Here is a 19,447-nt window from a genome sequence, read left to right on the forward strand (position 1 = left end):
CCGCCGAGTCAGAAGATCACCACCACTGCGTTGTTGCCTCCGCGGCACACCACTACTCCATCCTCTGGATTGCACGACATCGTGTAGCTGCGACCGGTCACCGGGCTGTCCGCCACCACGGTGCGAGCCTGTCCCTTCGGCCCGGCCGCGAGATAGGCCGACTTCACGTTGAACGCGAACTCACAGCTGGTGACGCTCGAGGCGACGCCCACCTCCGAATCGCAGTTCGTGGTACCCGGCGGAGGGGTGGCCGCGACAGTGGTCGGCGGCACGGTGGTGGTGATGGTGGTCGACGACGGTGTCGCGGTCGTGCCGGCGCCGCCGGAGTCACGGAAACCGAACCAGTAGACACCCAGACCGATCAACGCCAGCACCAGCAGACCGATCAGCGCCCCGAGCACGACGGGCAGCGCGCGACCGTCGCCGTTCGGCTGCGGCGGATAGTACTGCTGGGGTTGGGAGAACTGGGGCTGCGCGAACTGGGGCTGGGAGAACTGGGGCTCCGGGTAGGCCTGCGATTCCGGCAGCGGCGCCGTCTGCGGGCGGGCCCCGAGGACCGTCGGATCGTAGGCTCGAGGACCCGTCTGCACGGACGTGGTCGGCGCGGACGCACTGTCCGGCCAATGCCCCTCGAGCGCGGCCCGAGCGGCCGCGGCCATCTGTCCCGCCGAACCGAATCGCGCTGCGGGATCCTTCGCCAGACCCCGAACCACCACGGCGTCGAGCTGCGGCGACACCGAAGGCGCCGACTGCCGGGGCGAGGGCACCTCGTTCATCACGGTGGCCCGCACGATCTGGCTGACCGTGGCCCCCGGGAACGGCGGCTTGCCGGTGAGTGTCTCGAAGAGCACCGCGGCGAGCGAGTACACATCCGACATCGCACCGGACGGAACACCGTCGAGTTGCTCCGGCGCCATGTACGCGAGCGATCCGATCGCGGTCCCGGCCTGAGTGAGCCGCGTGTCCGCCGCCTGATGCGCGATGCCGAAGTCGACGAGGTAGGCGAAGTCGGTGGCCGTGACGAGGATGTTCTCCGGCTTCACATCGCGGTGCACCAGTCCGACCGAGTGAGCGGCGTCGAGCGCCTCGGCGATCTGCGAGATCAGCCCCACCGCGTCGGCGGGCGCCATCGGGCCGGTCCGACGCAGCCGCGACCGCAGATCCTCGCCGTCGACGAGCCGCATGTCCAGGTAGAGGACGCCGTCGATGGCACCGTAGTCGTGAATCGGAATGATGTGCGGCTCGCCGAGCCGTGCGACGGCCTGCGCCTCACGCCGGAAGCGCTCCTCGTACGTCTCGTCGCCCGCGAAACGCTCGTGCAGCAGCTTCACCGCCACCTCGCGGTCACGCACCGTGTCGTACGCCCGGTACACCTCGCCCATGCCGCCGTACCCGAGAAGAGCGTCGAGCCGGTAGGGCCCGAACTGCGTGCCGACCCGAGAACCCTGTTGTGCCATGCGGACCATCCTTCCTCATCCCTCCGACAGGGCGTGCCGGGAAGGTCCGGATCTCAGTGAGAGGGCCTCCACGCCGACATGCCGAGGAAGACCATCACCAGTTGTTTCTCGGCGCGTTCGACCAGCGCGCGCTCGGTGGACTCCCGGCCGTCGCCGTCGAGAAGCTCGGCCACCGTGGTCATCATGATCGTGACGATCAGATCGGCGGCGACTTCGAGATCGTCCACGCCCCAATCGGCGAGCGCGGGAACACGGGCCAGGTCGATCGCCAGTTCACGCGAGAACAAGCGCAGCTCGGTCGCGATCGCCCGGCGCACCTCGGCGACGCCGCCGTGGCGTTCACGCACCAGGAAGCGGAACTGCGCCTCGTCGCCGTGGACCTTCTTCAGCAGGGTCGACAGCGACTCGCGCGCGGTCGGCATGCCTCGCCCGGCCAGATCCCGTCTCGCCTCCCGCAAGGCGCCGCGCAGCACCCGCATGGCGTCTTCGACGAGTGTCACGCCGAGGTCTTCCATCGACGCGAAATGCCGATAGAACGCGGTGGGGACGATGCCCGCCCCGCGCGCCACCTCGCGCAGGCTGATGCTTCCGAAAGAACGGTCGTCCACCAAGTCGATCGTGGTGTCGAGCAGCGCCTGCCTGGTCTGCTCCTTCTTCTCCGCACGACTGCCCCCGGACCCCGGCCGCGACCGCTTCGCGCGCACCTTGCGCGGCGTCGTGCCTGGTGAGTCGGGAGAGGAAGTCACAAACCCGAGTCTAGGCGGTCGGGATCGGCGCCCGGTCCCGCGGTGGGCGAGCGCACGTGACGGCAGACACACCGGCAATGCCTTGACACCCCGGCGCGGTCATATGTCATGCTCGTTTGTGTACAGACGTTCACTGAAAGTGAACGACGATCCTCAAAGGAGGAACGATGGCCAGCAAGATCGCCCGCCTCGTCGAGACGATTGTCGAGGCGACCGCCACCCCGTACCCCGTCGATCGTTACCTGGAACTGATCGATCCGATGATCACCTGGCGCGACACACGCGCCAAGGTCACCGACGTCCGCCTGCAGACCGACCGATCGGTCACCCTCACCCTGCGCCCCACCCGCCAGTGGTCAGGCCATCGCGCAGGGCAGTACATCGAGGTCAGCGGCGTAGTCGACGGCGTCCGCCACCGTCGGTTCTTCTCCCCGGCCAACGCCGAGCAGAAGGCCTCGGAGATCGAGTTGACCGTGACCGCGCACTCCGGCGGCTTCATCTCCCGCTACCTGCGCGAGCAGACCCGCCCCGGGACGGTCCTCACCCTGAGTTCGGCCACCGGAGAGTTCGTCCTCCCCGACGTCCGCCCCGACCGGACCGTGCTCGTCAGCGGCGGCAGCGGGATTACACCTGTCCTCTCAATGCTGCGCACACTGATTGTCGAAGGACACGACCGCCCGGTCACCTTCGTGCACTATGCGCGCACACCGGAGGACGTTCCCTACCGCGCGGAACTCGACGCGCTCGATCGCACCCTGAACCACGTTGACGTGCGACTTCACTACACCCGCACGGATACTCCCGAGCACTTCCACGACGACCACTTGGACGGCGTCGCCGACGTCGACGGTGCACAGGTGTTCCTGTGCGGACCCCCGGCCCTGATGAACGCGGTTCGCGAGTACGCGGACCGGCGCGACCTGGCCGACCGACTGCACACCGAAGCATTCACCGTCGACACCTCGCCGGTGCTCGACCCCGACCAGCCGATCACCGGCGACGTCACTTACACCGCGTCGGACGTCACCACACCGAACGACGGTCGCACGCTGCTCGAACAGGCCGAAGCGGCCGGGCTGCGTCCCGAATACGGATGCCGCATGGGCATCTGCTTCTCCTGCACCAAGGTCCGCAAGACCGGGTGCACCCGAAACATCCTGACCGGAGAGCTCGACTCCGAGCCCGATCAGCACATCCAGATCTGTGTCAACGCCCCCGTCGGCGACGTGGAAATCGAGGTTTAGCAGCAATGGCCATCAATATCAGCGACTACTTCCGCACCGAGACCGCCCCGGCGGCGGGCACCCGAGTCGACCTCAGCTACGAGCAGGTGGAGCAGTTGGGCCGGGAGCTCGACGAACTCCGCGCACGTATCGTGGCCGACCTCGGCGAGTCCGACCGCGAGTACATCTACTCGATCATTCGCGCGCAGCGGAAGCTCGAGTTCGCCGGCCGCGCGGCGATGTTCGTTCCGTTCCTTCCGCCGGTATGGCTCGCCGGCGTCGCGTCGCTCGGGATCGCGAAGATCCTGGACAACATGGAGATCGGCCACAACGTAATGCACGGCCAGTACGACTGGATGCGGGAGGACACCTACAACTCGCGCGAATTCGACTGGGACAACGTCTGCCCCGGTGACCAGTGGAAGCACAGCCACAACTACCTGCACCACACCTTCACCAATGTGCTCGGCGAGGACCGCGACATCGGCTACGGAATCCTCCGCATGGCACGCGACCAGAAGTGGCACCCGTACTTCCTCGGGAACCTCGCCTACGCCACCGCGCTGATGGTGCTGTTCGAGTGGGGTGTGATGCTCCACGATCTCGAGGCCGAGAACGTCATCCAGGGCAAACGCAAGTGGAGCGACGTCAAGGGGCTGCTGGGCGGAATGTGGCGCAAGGCACGCAAGCAGGTCGCCAAGGACTACATTCTCTGGCCCGCGCTCACCGGACCGTTCTTCGTCTCCACCCTGGTCGGCAACGCCGGCGCCAACCTGGTCCGCAACATCTGGGCGTACTCGATCATCTTCTGCGGTCACTTCCCCACCGGCGCTCAGACCTTCACCGCTGAGGAATGCGTCGACGAGACCAAGGGCCAGTGGTACGTGCGGCAGATGCTCGGGTCGGCCAACATCACCGGCGGCCGGCTCTTCCACATCATGAGCGGCAACCTCTCCCACCAGATCGAGCACCACCTGTTCCCCGACGTCCCGGCCAACCGCTACCCGGAGATGGCGGTCGAGGTCCGCGCGATCTGCGAGAAGTACGGTCTGCCGTACAACACCGGTCCGCTCCGCAAGCAGCTCGGCTCCACGTGGATGAAGATCGCGAAGCTGTCGCTGCCGAACTGGATGACCCGCGACGACAACGACATCGTGGTCAACATCGAGCGTTCGAAGGCCGTCGACGCCGCCTGAGGGTCGGACACGCCTGAGATCGTCCCGTCGACGGTGCACCGAGGGCAATATGCCCTCGGTGCACCGTCTGCGGGACGTTTTCGGTCGCCGGCGGATACATTCGGCGCATCCCCACCGGCCGTGACCGGTGTCCTCCGACAGTCAGGACTCTCCCGTCGCACTCACCGAATTGACCTTCACCTCCCACAACGGGCGCGACACCGTGCACGGCTGGATGTACCGGCCCACCAGACCGGCCCGGGCCGTCGTCCAGCTGATCCACGGTCTCGGTGAGCACTCCCGCCGGTATCTGCATCTGATCGGCCGGCTCCTCGATGCCGGATTCGCAGTGGTCGCCGACGACCACGCCGGACACGGCAAGACCGCGATGGAGTCGGGGTTCTGGGTCGACACCGGCGACGACGGGGCCGCGACCGCCGTCGCCGACGAGCTCACGCTCATGGACATCGCACGCGCCGAGTATCCGGACCTGCCGCACGCGGTGTTCGGCCATTCGTGGGGATCGATGATCGCCCGCGGTCTGGCCGCACAGCGCGGCGACGATCTCGACGCCCTGATCCTCTGCGGCATCGCCGCGCAGATCAGGGGTATCGAGACCGTGGTCGATCGCGGGGCGCTCGCCGCCGAGCCCGACCGCAGCGCCGCCGCCTCCCCGGAGATCGTCGGCGCCGTGTTCGACGGATTCGTCTCCCGTTACGGCGACGGAGCCGGTCCCACCGACTGGGTGGCCCGCGACCCCGACGTGGTGCGCGATCACTCGGTGGACCCGTTCAACAATTTCGGCGCGCCCATGAGTGTCCGGTTCCTGCAGGGATTCATCGACCTCTACGACCAGGTGAACAGCGACGAGTGGTATCCGCAGATCCGCCGCGACCTCCCCGTCTTGATCCTCGCGGGCGACCAGGACCCCGTCACCGACTACGGTGAGGGCGCCTATCACGTCGCCAACCGGCTCGTCGCGACCGGCCACGCCGACGTGCGCACCCGCGTCTACACCGGCTTCCGCCACGAGGTGCACAACGAGCCGGAGATCCGCGACGAGGTCGAAGGCGAGATCGTGGCATTCGTCGAGAAGTCGCTTCGGCGGTGAGGCTTACCATTGGTCTTCAGCAGGGCACCGGCAGGAGGGACGAGAAGTGGTCGGACGTGCAGAACGGAACAAGGATCTGATCCAGGAGGTGGTCGAGAGCGCCGCGCATCGGGTCGGCAACATCACGTCGATCATCACCACCGCCGTCGCCGACGTCGCGCGAGAGATCGGCGAGTTGGTCACCGACGGGTTCGAGATGCGCGAGGCGGCCAAAACCGCACGGAACGACTCCGAACCGGAGGCGAAGCCGAAGACCCCACCGGAGGAACTCGACTCGCTGAACGGCTACGACGACGACACGGACGAGGATGCGGACGCCGACGACGGCGGCTCCGGTCGAGAGGACCACTGAGCGACATCGTGCCCGACCAGTATCAAGTCCTCCGGGACGTCTTCGGCTACTCGGAGTTCCGCGGCGACCAGGAGCAGATCGTCTCGCACGTGATCGGCGGAGGCGACGCCGTCGTGCTCATGCCGACCGGCGGCGGCAAGAGCCTCTGCTATCAGGTGCCCGCGCTCGTCCGTGAGGGGTGCGCCGTCGTCGTCTCGCCGCTGATCGCGCTCATGGCCGACCAGGTGGGAGCTCTGCGCCAACTGGGCGTCCGCGCCGCCTACCTGAACTCCACTCAGCTCCCCGAAGAGCGAGCGGAAGTCGAAAGAGCATTCCTCGCAGGCGAACTCGACCTGATCTACGTCGCCCCCGAACGGCTGAGCCAACGGGGGACTCGCGAGTTCCTGGCGCGCGGCACGCTGTCGCTGATCGCGATCGACGAGGCGCACTGCGTCTCGCAGTGGGGCCACGACTTCCGGCCGGACTATCTGGCGCTGGGAGAGCTGGCGGACATCTGGCCGGACGTTCCGCGAATCGCGCTCACCGCGACCGCCACCCGCCGCACGCACGAAGAGCTCACCGCGCGGCTGCACCTGGAGGGCGCACGCCACTTCGTCTCCAGCTTCGACCGGCCCAACATCACCTACCGCATCGAGCCCAAGGCGCAAGCCAACAGGCAACTGCTGGAGTTCATCCGAACGGAAGGCGTCGTCGACGGCGAGCCCGCGACCGGCATCGTCTACGCGCTGAGCCGCAACAGCGTGGAGAACATCGCCGAGTTCCTCCGCGCGAACGGCGTCGACGCGGTGCCGTACCACGCGGGACTCGACCGCCGGGTGCGCGAGGACACGCTGCACCGGTTCCTGCGCGAGGACGGGATCGTGGTGGTCGCGACCATCGCGTTCGGCATGGGCATCGACAAACCCGATGTGCGCTTCGTGGCGCACATCGATCTTCCGAAGAGCATCGAGGGTTACTACCAGGAGACCGGACGCGCCGGCCGCGACGGCCTGCCGTCGGTGGCGTGGATGGCCTACGGGCTCGCCGACGTCATGAACCAGCGGCGCCTGATCGACCAGTCCGACGGCGACGCCGCACGGCGCCGGGTGCAGTCGCAGCTGCTCGACGCGATGCTCGCACTCTGCGAGACGGCGACGTGCCGGAGGCAGCAGTTGCTGGGGTACTTCGACCAGCGGATCGAACCCTGCGGCAACTGCGACACCTGTCTGAACCCGCCGAAGACCTGGGACGGCACGGTGCCGGCGCAGAAGCTCCTGTCGACCATCTTCCGGCTCGACCGCGACTTCAACCGGTCGGCCTATGGCGCCGGTCATCTCATCGACATCCTGCTGGGTGTGGACAACGCTCGTATCCAGCAGCAGGGCCACGATCGCCTCACCACCTACGGCATCGGCACCGAACTCGACGCCGGCGGATGGCGAAGCGTGGTCCGCCAGCTGGTGGCTCTCGGAATCATCGCTCCGCAGGGCGATTACGGAGTGCTGCGCCTCACCGAGAAGGCCGCCCCCGTTCTGCGCGGCGAGACCACGGTGATGCTCCGCGAGGACACGAAGGCTCCGGCCCGCTCCCGGAAAGCCGCACGCTCGAGCGCACCGGACCTGCCGGACGCCGATCGCGGACTCTTCGAGGCACTGCGCCGCTGGCGCTCGTCCGTCGCGAAGGACGCGGGGCTGCCCGCCTACACGGTGCTCGGAAACAAGACCCTCGAAGAGCTCGCACGTGCGAAACCGTCCAATCACGAAGAGCTGCTGGCGATCTCCGGTATCGGGCAGAGCAAGCTCGAGAAGTACGGCGACCAGGTCCTGGAGGTCCTGGTCGATTTCGAGTCCGCGTAGCGGTCAGTCGACCGCAGTGCTGAGATCAGTACCGTCACTGCCGTCCTCCGGCGATGTTCCCTCGCCGGTCGACATACGTACTGATCTTTGCAGCATCGCGCGGTGCTTCGCCGAGCGTGCCCGGTGCCGGTCCCTGGCGGTGACGGCTTTGATGTCGGCGAGGACCGCGTCCCAGCCGTAGAGCACGTCGTCGTAGGTCAGGCGCAGCGTGAGCCACCCGTCCACCAGAGCGCGGCGGTCGCGGCGGCGGTCGTTCGCGTACCCAGTCCGCGTGGTGTGGTGCAACACGCTGTCGCACTCGATCAACAGTCTCCCGATCCGCAGATCCGCCCAACCGACGCTCTCCACGTACGGCTGGACCGTCACATCGAACCCCGCCGACCGCAGCCGGACGCGGGCGATGCTCTCCGTCCCGGACTGCGCCCGCCGATCAGTCTTCGCTATCCGCCGTTCCACCGTCCGCCCGGCTCCGCGCAGCTCGGATCGAAGATCCGCACGCGTCTTACCCGTGAGATTCAGGTACGAGTCACCGACCGCGATCCATTCCTCGTCGGAGAGGCAGCGTGCGGCGTACGCCAACGCGACGGGAACCGGATCGACAGCCCGCGTCGCCGTCCGCAGTGAGCCACCGAAAGGCCGGCAGGCGAGCACTCCACCGTCACGGACCGCCGCAGCCGCCCTCTCGTCGTGAGCCGGGAGCGCGAACCACCCAGCCCGCAGACGCACCAGCGATCCCCCGCGTACCGGTTCCGGCACGCGCCGTCGTCGAGCCACGACCGCGCCGCAGGCCTTCGGCTCACGGTGAGTCAAAATCTTGGATCCGAAGTCCACCGGCCTTATCGTGAAGCGTCATCGCTTGATTGGAGTACCCGTGACCGACTCAGACGTCTTCACCCAGGTCGATTCGTCGATCGCCGTCGCGGAGACGCCGTCGTGGCACCGCGGTGTGTTCGACTTCCCCAACCCGGTCAACGACTACGCGGCACGCTCCACCGCCGGTCTCGTCATCGCGCTCGCGATCGTGGCCATCGCCGTCGATAAGCCGTGGCTGTACGGGCTCCTGGCCCTCGGTTTCGCCCTGCGGGTCGCGGGCGGCCCGCGGTACTCGCCGTTCGGCAGGCTCGCCGTGCATGTCATCGTGCCGCGCGTCTGGAAACGCACGAAGATGGTTCCCGGACCGCCCAAGCGGTTCGCTCAGACCATCGGCCTGGTCTTCTCCGGCTGCGCATTCGTACTGTCAGCGGCCGGTTTCGGTCTCGCGGCACAGATCGTCGTCGGGCTGTTGATCGTGGCGGCGTTCCTCGAGTTCGCCTTCGGTCTCTGCCTCGGCTGCATCGGATTCGGACTGCTCCAGCGCGCCGGAATCATTCCGGACAGCGTCTGCGAGGCCTGCAACGACTTCGGCCGCAATCGGGCCTAGAGGCGGGCTTGCGGCCGCCTCCCTCAGCGAGCGGCCAGACCCAACGCGATCCCGTCCAGGATGTCGTGCTCCGAGACCACCATCTCGGTGATGGCGGCACGGTCGGCCAACTGTCGCGCCAGCTCACGGGTCACGAGCGCGCCGCCGCCGATGACGTCGGCACGCCCCGGATGCATCGGTCCGAGCGCCAGCCGCTCCTCGCGTGTCATCGCGACGATGCGTCCGCAGAGAACGTGAAGTTCCGCCAGCGGGATCCGCGAGTGGTGGATCACCTCGGGGTCGTACTCGGTGAGACCGGCGTGAAGAGCCGCGAACGTCGTCAACGTTCCGGCGACCCCCACCCACGTGCGCGCGGGGCCGACATCGACCGCGGCGAACGCCTTTGAGAGTTCCTCCGCCGCGATCGCCGCGGCACGGGCGCGCTCGTCCAGGGTCGGCGGATCGGACGCGAGTGCTCGTTCGGTGAGTCGCACGCAGCCGATGTCGGCGGAGTATGCGCCGGCCACGACCGCCTGCCCTCGCGACACCGAGCCGACGACGACTTCGGTGCTGCCCCCGCCGAGGTCGGTGACCACGAAGGGTCCGTCCGCCGGGTCCAGACCGCCGACGGCGCCCCGGAACGACAGCCGTGCCTCCTCGTCACCGGAGATCACTTCGGCCACCGCGCCCTCCTGCACCTTGCCGAGCAGTTCGGCCGTCATCGCGAAGAACTCGTCGCGGTTGCCCGCGTCCCGTGTCGCGGACGTCGCGACCATGCGGACTCGCTCCACCCCGGCCGCGACCATCGCCTCGACGTAGCCCGCCAGCGCCGCGCGGGTGCGCTCGATCGCCTCGTCGGCGAACTGGCCGGTCGCGTCGACGCCCTGCCCCAACCGCACCACCAGCATGTCGCGCCGGACGTCGGAGAGCGCTCCGTTCTCGTCGACGTCGGCGATCAGCAGCCGGATCGAGTTGGTGCCGCAGTCGACGGCGGCCACCCGGGTCACGCGCCGGCCTCGTCGGAATCCGGTGCGTGCAACGGCCAGTCGGCGGGCACGGCGATGCCGCGGAGCTTCTCGATGTCGGCGAGCAGTGCGACGGCCTCGTCGCCCAGCGGGTTGACGCCCGGCCCCTTGGCCAGTGAATGCGCCACCAGCACGTGCAGGCACTTCACCCGATCGGGCATGCCGCCGCCGGCGAAGTCGGTGCCGAGCGATTCGATCGCGTCACGCTCGGCGAGGTAGCTCTCGTACGCCGCGCGGTAACCGGCAGCGAGGTCGGCGTCCTCGGCCAGCCGCGAGGTCATCTCGCGCATCACGCCACCCGACTCCAGACGGCTGCAGGCCCCCGTCAACCGCGGGTCGGTCAGATAGTAGAGCGTCGGAAAGGGGGTGCCGTCGGGCAACCGGGGTGCCGTCTTCACGACCGCGGGCTGACCGTCCGGAGTGCGGTAACTGATCTCCAGCACCCCGCGCGGCTCACGTCCCAACTGCTTCGCGACCAGTTGCAGGTCGGCTTCGGTGATGCTCACTTACCCTCGGGTCTCCGGCGGCGTCGACACCGCATCCATCAGATTCTCGTACCACGGCGTGGCTTTGCGTTGACGCTCCGCAGCCTGCTCCGCCTCTTGCTGCTGGCGCGTCGGGTTGATGATGACGATCGGCTTCTCGCCCTTCGGCACGTACTGCAGACGCTGCCGCGCCTGCGCCTCGATGTACGCCGGATCGCTCTGCTGCGCCAGCTTGTCCTTGTACTGCTGAGTCTCCCGCCGCAGCTGCGCATTCGACTCCTGCAGCTGGTTGAACTCGTTGCGCTGGGCGATGTAGGTCCGCACCGGGACGGCGAGCGTCAGCATCAGGAAGATCGCCATGCCGACCGCGATGCCGACTGTCGTCACGCTGACGCCGCGACGCTGCGCGAACAGGACGAGCCGGGACGGCGACGCCGGGAGGTCCCCGGACGCATTGCCGCGAGGACGCTCCGAGGTGCGACGACGGCGAGCGCCGGCATGGGAGGCGCCTACCGACGCGCCGCCGAGATCAGCACGCGGATCGCCGTCACCGGCCGACTCGCGGGGCGCGGTCGGCTGGGGCGGAACAGCAGAGTCGCGAGACCGGGTGCGCCGCTGGTCGGGACGCGATCGACGCGACGAACTCGCCGGCCGATCGGATCGCCCGCGACTGCTGCGCCGGCGGGCGGCGCCACCGCTCCCCCCGCTCCCGGTCTCGCCTTCTGCCATACCTACTAGCTAATCACGCACCGAACGAAAAGCGCGGGAACGCCAGGTCACCGGCGTAGCGCGCGGCGTCGCCGAGGCCCTCTTCGATACGCAGCAACTGGTTGTACTTGGCGACGCGCTCGCTGCGTGCCGGCGCACCGGTCTTGATCTGGCCCGAGCTGCACGCGACCGCCAGATCGGCGATGGTGGTGTCCTCGGTCTCGCCCGATCGGTGGCTCATCATGGTCTTGTAGCCGCTGTTGTGCGCCAGCGCGACCGCGTCGAGAGTCTCGGTGAGCGTGCCGATCTGGTTGACCTTCACCAGGAGTGCGTTGGCGATCCCCTTGCTGATGCCCTCTTCGAGGCGCTCCGGGTTGGTGACGAACAGATCGTCGCCCACCAGCTGCACCTTGTCGCCGATGGACTCGGTGAGCGACGCCCATCCGGTCCAGTCGTCCTCGGCGAGGCCGTCTTCGATGGACACGATCGGGAAGTCGGTGACCAGCTTCTCGTAGAACGAGATCATCTCGTCGGCGGACTGCGCCTTGCCCTGGAACTGGTAGGCACCGTCGCGGTAGAACTCGGTCGACGCCGAGTCGAGCGCGATGACGATGTCGCTGCCGAACTTGTAACCGGCCTTCTCGACGGCCTCGGCGATCACGCTGATCGCGGCCTCGGTGTTGGGCAGATCCGGAGCGAAGCCGCCCTCGTCGCCCAGCGCCGTGCTCATGCCCTGCTTGTGCAGGACCGACTTGAGCGAGTGGTACACCTCGGCGCCCCAGCGGAGCGACTCGGCGAACGTGGCCGCACCCGTCGGCGCGATCATGAACTCCTGGAAGTCGATGCCGTTGTCGGCGTGCGCACCGCCGTTGATGATGTTCATCATCGGGACCGGCAGGATGTGAGCGTTCGGCCCGCCGACGTAGCGGAACAGCGGCAGACCGGCCGACTCGGCCGCGGCCTTGGCGACCGCCAGCGACACACCGAGCAGAGCGTTGGCGCCGAGGCGCGACTTGTCGGGGGTGCCGTCCAGATCGACGAGGGTCTGGTCGAGGACGCGCTGATCGTCGGCCTCGATACCGATGACCTCGGGGGCGATATCGCCCAGGACTGCCTCGACGGCCTTCTTGACGCCCTTGCCGAGGTAGCGGTCGCCGCCATCGCGCAGCTCGACGGCCTCGTGCTCACCGGTCGAGGCACCCGAGGGAACCGCTGCCCGCGAGAAGGTGCCGTCGTCCAGGACGACCTCGACCTCGACGGTCGGGTTGCCGCGGGAGTCGAGGATCTCGCGCGCGCCTACCTGCTCGATAATTGCCACTTGTCAGCCCCAATTCGATGTTCGATGTCGTCGGGTCGGCGGAGACGCCGACAGATTCCGAGTCCAGGATAAACGCAGATCAGTAGCGGATGTTCACGGAGTAGGCGTTCGCGTAGTTGCGCACCTTCAACACGTACTCGTCGTGATTGTTATAGGCGTGCACGGCCGCTTCCCAGCCTTCGGGCGTGGTCATGTCGCCGCCCGCGTACACGCAGAGATACCGCGCCGCCGACAGCGCCGCGTCGTCGATGTTGTCCGGGTCGGCCGCGCCGTCGCCATTCGCGTCCACTCCGTAGCGCATCCACGTCTCGGGAATGAACTGGAACGGTCCCATCGCGCGGTCGTAGGTCGTGTCTCCGTCGAGCCGTCCTTTGTCGGTGTCACGGATCACCCGGTTGCCCTTGGTGCCGTCGAGAGCGGGACCGCGGATCTCCGGGCGGACGTCGCCGTTGGGTGCGACGGTGGCGCCCCCGTGCCTGCCGTGCTTGGTCTCCACCGCGGCGATCCCGGCAAGCGTGGTCCAGCCGATCCCGCACTCGGGATGCTGTTGACGCTGGATTTCGGCGGCGTTGCCGTACGCCTCCAGAGCGGTCAGCGGAATGGCCGTCGCATCGGAGATGGGTGTGGCCCACTCACGCATCTTGTCCGCGGTGCGGCCGGGCGAGTTGATGTCGATGTAGGGCTGCTGGGTTCCGACCCCGGGCGGCAGCCCGTCGGGGATGTCCGGACGGTCCCACGGCATCCGGATCCCGCACGACGACAGCGAGACCGCGACGGCGACCGCGATGGGAGCGACCCACCACCGGCGCCGATTGGTCGTCACCGATCGCACAACTCGGGTCACAGGTCCTCATCTCGTCACTGCACTGGATCTCTCGTCACTGCACTCGATCGCACCGGCTCGCCGGAACGGCCGGGGTCACGGCGCGCACAAGCCTCGCACACCACCAGACCAACTCCGAAAACGCCGCGGGAGTTCCCGCCGCTGATCCGGTTTACGCATTTCCGGCGTCGATGCAGCTAGAAGACGAATCCGATTAGGAGAGGCTCACCCAACGTGGGTTATCCTTACCGGGTTGTCCGGCCAACCTGACCGGCGGCGCACGGCGGAAGGAAAAGACGGTGACGATGCTCATCGCACAGGGCGCCCCCTCGGTGGTGACCCAGATGGTCGGGAGCGGTCTGATCGGTGTGCGCGAGGGGCTGGAAGCCGGGATCGTCGTCATGGTCCTCATCGCTTTCGCGGTGAAGTCCGATCACCGAGACTCGCTCAAGTGGATCTGGCTCGGCGTCGCCGCGGCGCTCACGATGATGATCGCCACGTTCCTCATCATTCAGTTCGGTTCGTCGACGATCTCCTCTCTGGGCGCCGAGCTGCTCGCAGGGATCGCGTCCCTGGTCGCCGTCGCCATCGTCACGTTCATGGTTCTGTGGATGCGCAAAGCCGCCGCACATATATCGGGCGATCTGAAGTCGGGGCTGACCAACGCTCTGGCGGTCGGCGGCGCCGCTGTCTTCGGACTGGCCTTCCTGGCCGTCGGACGCGAGGGCTTCGAGACCGCCCTGCTGATGGTCGGGTATGCCGAGAGCGTCTCCGGCGGGGTGTGGCCGCTTGTGGGTCTGTTGCTCGGCATGCTCGTCGCGGTGGTGCTGACGTGGCTGTTGTACAAGGGCGCCATCGCGATCGACTTCGCCAGATTCTTCACCTACACCGGCTACTTCCTGATCGTCGTCGCCGCGGGCATCCTCGCCTACGGTGTCGGTGCGCTTCAGGTGTACGGCTGGCTGCCCGGCCTCGGCGAAATCGCCTTCGACATCTCGTCCTGGTACGACCAGAGCGCCTGGTACGGCGTGATCCTGGCCGGCATCTTCAACTTCCGTCCGGAGCCCACCGTCCTGCAGGTGATCGCCTGGGCCGGATACATCGTCATCGTGGGCGGGCTGTTCTACGCCCGCGGACGGTCGTCGACGCGCAGATCCGAGGCTGCCCCCGCCACGCTGGAAGAGGCCTCATAAGCCGCATCGCCCGGGCGCACTCCCGTCCTCCCCACCACGCCGACTCCGACTCACCGCGTGGACACCGTGAAAGGAACACCATGGTCAAGCTCTCCCCCGTTCTGCGGAACGTCGTCGTGCTCGGCGCTGTGGCCGCCACGCCCCTGGCACTGGCCGCATGCGAGGCGAAATCGTCCGGCGACGGCGCGGTGACTGTGACCTCGTCCAACGACGGCTGCGAACTGTCGACCACCGATCTGCAGACCGGCACCGCGAACTTCGAGATCAGCAACGCCGGATCCAAGGTCACCGAGTTCTACGTCTACGGCAAGAACAATCGCGTCCTCGCCGAGGTGGAGAACATCGGTCCGGGCCTCAAGGGCAAGCTCAGCGTGGAGTTCAGCGAGCCGGGGACCTACACCGTCGCGTGCAAACCGGGCATGGTCGGAACCGGCATCCGACAGAAGATCGAAGTGACCGGCGAGACCAAGCAGAAGAGCCAGGCTCCGGCCGATGTCGAGGCCGCCAAGCAGCGCTACCTCGAGTACGTCCGGGGCCAGCTCAACGGATTGGTCGCACAGGTGCAGACCTTCACCGGCGACGTCAAGAGCGGCGATCTGGATGCGGCTCGCAACGGCTTCGGCCTGGTCCGCACGTTCTACGAGCGCATCGAGCCGGTCGCCGAGTCGTTCCCCGACCTCGACCCCAAGATCGACATGCGCTGGGACGACACCGAGGACGGCAAGCAGGAGTTCACCGGATTCCACCGCATCGAGCGCTTCCTCTTCCCTCCGAAGGCCGATGAGGTCGGCGAAGCCGAGGGTCAGGTGGCGCCCGCGGACGCCGCCGCCGCGAAGACCGCCGATTCCAAGGCCGCCATCGACAAGGCCGCCGATCAGCTCCTGACCGACGTGACACAACTGCGCGACGAGGTCTCCGCCCCCGGTTTCGAGTTCGAGACGCAGATGTTCGTCCACGGCCCGCAGGCGCTGATCGACGAGATCGCCAAGACAAAGGTGGCCGGCGAGGAGGATCGCTACAGCCACACCGACCTGTGGGACATCGCCGCCAACATCGACGGCTCCGAGACGCTGATCGCGGAACTGCAGCCGATGATCTCGGCGCGCGACCCGAAGCTGATGGACAAGATCACCGCTCAGTTCGCCGACGTCCGGTCGTTCATCGACCAGTTCCGCGAGGGCGACGGCCACGCCTCGTACGACAAGGTGTCGCCGGCACAGCGCAAGGAGTTGTCGGACAAGGTGGACGCCCTCTCGGCGACTCTGTCGCAGGTGCCCGGCCTGGTTCTGCAGAAGTGAGCGGGAATACGAAGTGAGTGACAGCGAAGCGCAGCCGACCGGAGACCCTGAGGCTGGTCGAGTGCCCGATGCGAGCGAAGCGAGCAACGGGCGTATCGAGACCCCCGCACCCGACGCACCCAAGCCCGGTGTGTCCCGCCGCACCGTGCTCGGTGCCGCGGGGGTCGGCATCGCAGCCGGTCTCGCCGGCGGAGCCGCGATCGGCGCGACCGTCGGAGGTCGTGGCGACTCCGAGCCCGACCGCGTCGTCGCATTCCGCGGCGAGAGGCAGGCCGGCATCGTCACCGAGGCTCAGGACCGCCTGCACTTCGCCGCCTTCGACGTCATCACCGACTCGCGTGAAGCGCTGGTCGACATGTTGAAGAAGTGGACTGTCGCGGCCGAGCGGATGACGCGCGGTGAGGAGACCGTTCCCGGCGGTGCCACCGGCATGGGCGAGTATCACCCGCCCGCCGACACCGGCGAGGCACTGGGCCTGTCGCCCGCACACCTCACCCTCACCATCGGCTTCGGCCCCGGACTGTTCGGGCCGAGCGCCTCCGACCCCGGCCGCAAGGACCGGTTCGGCATCGCCGACCGCAAGCCCGCGGCCCTCGCCGACCTGCCGGCGTTCGCGCAGGAGAAGATCGAGCCCTCGCGCTCGTTCGGCGACATCTGCATCCAGGCGTGCGCCGACGATCCGCAGGTCGCGGTCCATGCCGTCCGCAACCTCGCGCGTATCGGCGTCGGCGTCGTCTCCGTCCGGTGGTCGCAGCTCGGTTTCGGTCGCACGTCGTCCACGACCCGCTCGCAGGAGACGCCGCGCAACATGTTCGGTTTCAAGGACGGCACCGCCAACATCCGGGCCGAGGACACCGAGACCCTCGATAAATGGGTGTGGGTGGCTCCCGGCGACAACCCGCCGGCGGCACAGTGGATGACCGGCGGCACCTATCTCGTCGCACGGCGCATCCGGATGGACATCGAACCCTGGGACCGAGCGAATCTGAAGGAGCAGGAGGACATCATCGGCCGGACCAAGCAGTCCGGCGCGCCGCTCAGCGGCGAGGACGAGTTCGACGAGCCCGATTTCCAGATCACCTCATACGGCACGCCGATCATTCCGCTGACCTCCCACGTCCGTCTCGCTCACCCCGACATGAACAACGGTGCGCAGATCCTGCGGCGCGGATACAACTTCACCGACGGCTCGGACGGTTTCGGCCATCTCGACGCGGGACTCTTCTTCGTCGCCTTCAACCGCGACAGCTTCAAGCAGTTCGTGCCGATGCAGCACCAGTTGTCACGCAAGGACGCGATGACCGAATATCTGATACCGAACGGTTCGGCGATCTTCGCCGTCCCGCCGGGGCTGCGTCCCGGTGAATACTGGGGACAACGTCTGTTCGAGAAGTAGCAGCGTCCCCTGACAATCGTAAGGACCTCACCGCCGTGCCCACGACCATGGACCGGATCAGATCACTCGGAACCGCGTACACGCGCGTCCGTCGGACGTCTCGATTCGGCTGGGTGCTGCGGTACCTCACCATCGCGGTCGGCTTTCTGGTCACCGCCGCCGGGGTCATCACGATCCCGTATCCGGGGCCCGGATGGGCCATCGTCTTCCTCGGACTGCTCATTCTGTCGCAGGAACTGGAATGGGCGGCACGCCTGCGCAAGTGGATCATGTCCAGACTCAACTCGATGTACTCCGATTACATCGACGGCAATCGGCTGGCGCAGTTCGCGCTCGCCGTCGGTACGTGCGCCGTCGTCTTGCTGACACTGTGGGTGACGGGGGCACTCGACTTGGCGCAGGGCTGGGTCGGCCTCGACTACGGCTGGCTCGACTCGCCGCTGGGCTGACGGGTTGAGCTGACGGGTTGCGCTCACGGGTTGAGCCGCCGGTCGTGTGATCGATCGACGCCTCGCCCGGCCGGGCGACTTCGATCATCGGTGGCCGTCCCGGGTGCGAGGATCGACGGGTGAACGAGACCTCACCCGCCGCCGGCCGATCGACCTCCAGGCTCCGCGCCGTGGTCAGCGCACTCATGATCGTCGTCGCCTTGATCCTCGCGCCCGTCGCCTCCGTCGGGACATGGGTACGCCTGCAGCTCGTCGACAGCGACCAGTTCGTCGCGACCTTCGCCCCGCTCGCGGACGATCCGGCGGTCCAGAACTTCGTCGCCGACCAGATCACCGATCAGATCAACCAGCAGGTCGATTTCGAGCAGATCATCGGTCAGGCCTTCGACGGAATCTCCGAGTCCGGACTTCCGCCGCGGGCCACTGCTGCCATCTCGTCTCTCCGGGGGCCCGCCGTCGCCGGCATCCAGTCGCTCGTCGCGTCGACGGCGCAGCGGCTCGTGGCCTCCGATCAGTTCGCCGATCTCTGGGCGCAGAGTCTGCGCGTCACCCACAGGCAGGCCACGGCGCTGCTCAAGGATCAGCCCGACGCGGCGCTGGCGCTCTCCGACAGCGGCACCCTGAGCCTGCAGCTCGCCCCGCTGGTCGACGCGGTGAAGCAGCGTCTATCCGCCCCCGGCCTCGACTTCGTGAACCGGATCCCGGTGACGAACCGATCAGTCACGATCCTCCACTCGGACTCGTTGGGTCTGGCGCGCGTCTCGTACCGGGTGGCCGTGATCGGCGGACTCTGGCTGTCGTGGGTGGCGGTCGGACTGCTCGTCGGCGGGATCCTGGTAGCCAACCGCCGGCGACGGGCGACGGTCGCGTCGTCGTTGGCCGCGGCCGTCATCTTCGCACTGATGTCGATTGGCGTCTGGATCGGTGGAAACGTCTTCGTCTTCTCGATGAGCCCGAATCCGTTGCCGAGCGCTGTCGCGCACGCGATCTTCGACCAGGTGACCGCGATGATGGCGTCGACGCTGCGGGCCCTCACCTTCCTCGGGCTGCTGATCGCGGTGGTCGGCTGGTTCGCCGGCCCGGCGCGGCCCGCCCGCGCCGTGCGGTCGGTCCTCGACTCGGGGTTCACTGGTCTGCGTGGCGCGCTGGACCGCGCCGGCGGCGACACCCGTGGCTTCGGCCGAGCCGTCGACAAGTACCGCGCCGTGATCTACTGGATCGCCCTCGCACTCGGCATGGCCGCCTTGTTCGCCTCGCGGCCGGTGACATTCACCGCGATGGCCTGGCTGGTAGTCGCGCTGGTCGTCGTGGCCGTGGGTGTCGAGGTGGTCCGGAGACCGGAGGTGGGTGAGGGCGGCGTCACGTCTGAGCCGCCAGAAACCAGTTTGCCCGCAGCGACTCCTTCACCGACCGACCTCGGGTAGTCGCTAACAGCGCAAACCGGGGTGTTCGTG

General features: G+C 67.7%; 19 protein-coding genes. 11 read left to right on the plus strand and 8 right to left on the minus strand.

Annotated features, from left to right (window positions below; all coding sequences use genetic code 11):
• Nucleotides 1-8 precede the first annotated feature (8 nt).
• Together ACE11G_RS13185 and ACE11G_RS13190 are read right to left on the minus strand one after the other, a co-directional pair.
• The gene (locus ACE11G_RS13185) at nucleotides 9-1,466 is read right to left on the minus strand and encodes a serine/threonine-protein kinase (RefSeq protein WP_006897564.1); all 1,458 of its coding nucleotides are present in this window, start codon (nucleotides 1,464-1,466) and stop codon (nucleotides 9-11) included.
• A 44-nt stretch (nucleotides 1,467-1,510) separates the two neighbouring features.
• On the minus strand, nucleotides 1,511-2,203 hold the full coding sequence (locus ACE11G_RS13190) for a TetR family transcriptional regulator (RefSeq protein WP_006897565.1): 693 nt from the start codon (nucleotides 2,201-2,203) through the stop codon (nucleotides 1,511-1,513).
• 167 nt (nucleotides 2,204-2,370) lie between these two features.
• Here ACE11G_RS13190 and ACE11G_RS13195 point away from each other — a divergent pair, with 167 nt between their 5' ends.
• From ACE11G_RS13195 to recQ, 5 genes are all read left to right on the plus strand, one after another.
• Nucleotides 2,371-3,447, plus strand: a complete 1,077-nt coding sequence (locus ACE11G_RS13195) for a ferredoxin reductase (RefSeq protein WP_375002492.1) — start codon at nucleotides 2,371-2,373, stop codon at nucleotides 3,445-3,447.
• Nucleotides 3,448-3,452: 5 nt separating this feature from the next.
• Nucleotides 3,453-4,622: an acyl-CoA desaturase gene (locus tag ACE11G_RS13200; RefSeq protein WP_006897567.1), complete on the plus strand. Its 1,170-nt coding sequence runs from the start codon at nucleotides 3,453-3,455 to the stop codon at nucleotides 4,620-4,622.
• A 214-nt stretch (nucleotides 4,623-4,836) separates the two neighbouring features.
• A complete protein-coding gene (locus ACE11G_RS13205; RefSeq protein ID WP_375004153.1) occupies nucleotides 4,837-5,712 on the plus strand; it encodes an alpha/beta fold hydrolase in 876 nt (291 codons plus the stop codon).
• A gap of 46 nt (nucleotides 5,713-5,758) precedes the next feature.
• On the plus strand, nucleotides 5,759-6,064 hold the full coding sequence (locus tag ACE11G_RS13210) for a hypothetical protein (RefSeq protein WP_006897569.1): 306 nt from the start codon (nucleotides 5,759-5,761) through the stop codon (nucleotides 6,062-6,064).
• Nucleotides 6,065-6,072: 8 nt separating this feature from the next.
• Nucleotides 6,073-7,899, plus strand: coding sequence for a DNA helicase RecQ (gene recQ, locus ACE11G_RS13215; RefSeq protein ID WP_375002496.1), 1,827 nt, complete (start codon nucleotides 6,073-6,075; stop codon nucleotides 7,897-7,899).
• A 3-nt stretch (nucleotides 7,900-7,902) separates the two neighbouring features.
• Here the strand turns inward: recQ and ACE11G_RS13220 are convergent, their stop codons facing one another.
• Entirely contained in the window at nucleotides 7,903-8,655 is a 753-nt protein-coding gene (locus tag ACE11G_RS13220) for a hypothetical protein (RefSeq protein ID WP_375002498.1), read from the minus strand.
• 154 nt (nucleotides 8,656-8,809) lie between these two features.
• On the opposite strand from ACE11G_RS13220, the gene ACE11G_RS13225 reads away from it, so the two are divergent.
• On the plus strand, nucleotides 8,810-9,319 hold the full coding sequence (locus ACE11G_RS13225) for a DUF4395 domain-containing protein (protein ID WP_062368032.1): 510 nt from the start codon (nucleotides 8,810-8,812) through the stop codon (nucleotides 9,317-9,319).
• A gap of 23 nt (nucleotides 9,320-9,342) precedes the next feature.
• Here the strand turns inward: ACE11G_RS13225 and ACE11G_RS13230 are convergent, their stop codons facing one another.
• From ACE11G_RS13230 to ACE11G_RS13250, 5 genes are all read right to left on the minus strand, one after another.
• Nucleotides 9,343-10,305, minus strand: a complete 963-nt coding sequence (locus ACE11G_RS13230) for a Ppx/GppA phosphatase family protein (protein ID WP_062368085.1) — start codon at nucleotides 10,303-10,305, stop codon at nucleotides 9,343-9,345.
• Complete coding sequence (locus ACE11G_RS13235; RefSeq protein WP_006897574.1) at nucleotides 10,302-10,829, minus strand: DUF501 domain-containing protein; 528 nt, start codon at nucleotides 10,827-10,829, stop codon at nucleotides 10,302-10,304. The genes ACE11G_RS13230 and ACE11G_RS13235 overlap by 4 nt, the downstream gene beginning before the upstream one ends.
• Nucleotides 10,830-11,195: a septum formation initiator family protein gene (locus ACE11G_RS13240; RefSeq protein ID WP_006897575.1), complete on the minus strand. Its 366-nt coding sequence runs from the start codon at nucleotides 11,193-11,195 to the stop codon at nucleotides 10,830-10,832.
• Nucleotides 11,196-11,550: 355 nt separating this feature from the next.
• Nucleotides 11,551-12,834 (minus strand): phosphopyruvate hydratase, encoded by a 1,284-nt coding sequence (gene eno / locus ACE11G_RS13245; RefSeq protein WP_006897576.1) that lies wholly within the window; start codon nucleotides 12,832-12,834, stop codon nucleotides 11,551-11,553.
• Between the two features lie 79 nt (nucleotides 12,835-12,913).
• Nucleotides 12,914-13,657, minus strand: coding sequence for a lytic murein transglycosylase (locus ACE11G_RS13250; protein WP_062368088.1), 744 nt, complete (start codon nucleotides 13,655-13,657; stop codon nucleotides 12,914-12,916).
• 299 nt (nucleotides 13,658-13,956) lie between these two features.
• On the opposite strand from ACE11G_RS13250, the gene efeU reads away from it, so the two are divergent.
• From efeU to ACE11G_RS13275, 5 genes are all read left to right on the plus strand, one after another.
• Nucleotides 13,957-14,850 (plus strand): iron uptake transporter permease EfeU, encoded by an 894-nt coding sequence (gene efeU / locus ACE11G_RS13255; protein WP_375002502.1) that lies wholly within the window; start codon nucleotides 13,957-13,959, stop codon nucleotides 14,848-14,850.
• Nucleotides 14,851-14,930: 80 nt separating this feature from the next.
• Nucleotides 14,931-16,148 (plus strand): iron uptake system protein EfeO, encoded by a 1,218-nt coding sequence (gene efeO / locus ACE11G_RS13260; protein ID WP_062368083.1) that lies wholly within the window; start codon nucleotides 14,931-14,933, stop codon nucleotides 16,146-16,148.
• Nucleotides 16,149-16,242: 94 nt separating this feature from the next.
• Nucleotides 16,243-17,544, plus strand: coding sequence for an iron uptake transporter deferrochelatase/peroxidase subunit (gene efeB, locus ACE11G_RS13265; RefSeq protein WP_372452502.1), 1,302 nt, complete (start codon nucleotides 16,243-16,245; stop codon nucleotides 17,542-17,544).
• 35 nt (nucleotides 17,545-17,579) lie between these two features.
• Nucleotides 17,580-17,993 carry a TIGR02611 family protein gene (locus tag ACE11G_RS13270; RefSeq protein WP_062368082.1) on the plus strand — a complete coding sequence of 138 codons (414 nt, stop codon included), beginning with the start codon at nucleotides 17,580-17,582 and terminating at the stop codon, nucleotides 17,991-17,993.
• A 119-nt stretch (nucleotides 17,994-18,112) separates the two neighbouring features.
• Nucleotides 18,113-19,417 (plus strand): hypothetical protein, encoded by a 1,305-nt coding sequence (locus ACE11G_RS13275; protein WP_375002505.1) that lies wholly within the window; start codon nucleotides 18,113-18,115, stop codon nucleotides 19,415-19,417.
• Nucleotides 19,418-19,447 lie beyond the last annotated feature (30 nt).

The organism is Gordonia sp. PS3 (assembly GCF_041950545.1).
Lineage (GTDB): Bacteria > Actinomycetota > Actinomycetes > Mycobacteriales > Mycobacteriaceae > Gordonia > Gordonia sihwensis.

Coding starts and splice junctions, on each gene's coding strand:
- efeO (WP_062368083.1), top strand. CDS start 14,931: ATGGTCAAGCTCTCCCCCGTTCTGCGGAACGTCGTCGTGCTCGGCGCT.
- ACE11G_RS13200 (WP_006897567.1), top strand. CDS start 3,453: ATGGCCATCAATATCAGCGACTACTTCCGCACCGAGACCGCCCCGGCG.
- ACE11G_RS13195 (WP_375002492.1), top strand. CDS start 2,371: ATGGCCAGCAAGATCGCCCGCCTCGTCGAGACGATTGTCGAGGCGACC.
- ACE11G_RS13185 (WP_006897564.1), bottom strand. CDS start 1,466: ATGGTCCGCATGGCACAACAGGGTTCTCGGGTCGGCACGCAGTTCGGG.
- ACE11G_RS13205 (WP_375004153.1), top strand. CDS start 4,837: ATGTACCGGCCCACCAGACCGGCCCGGGCCGTCGTCCAGCTGATCCAC.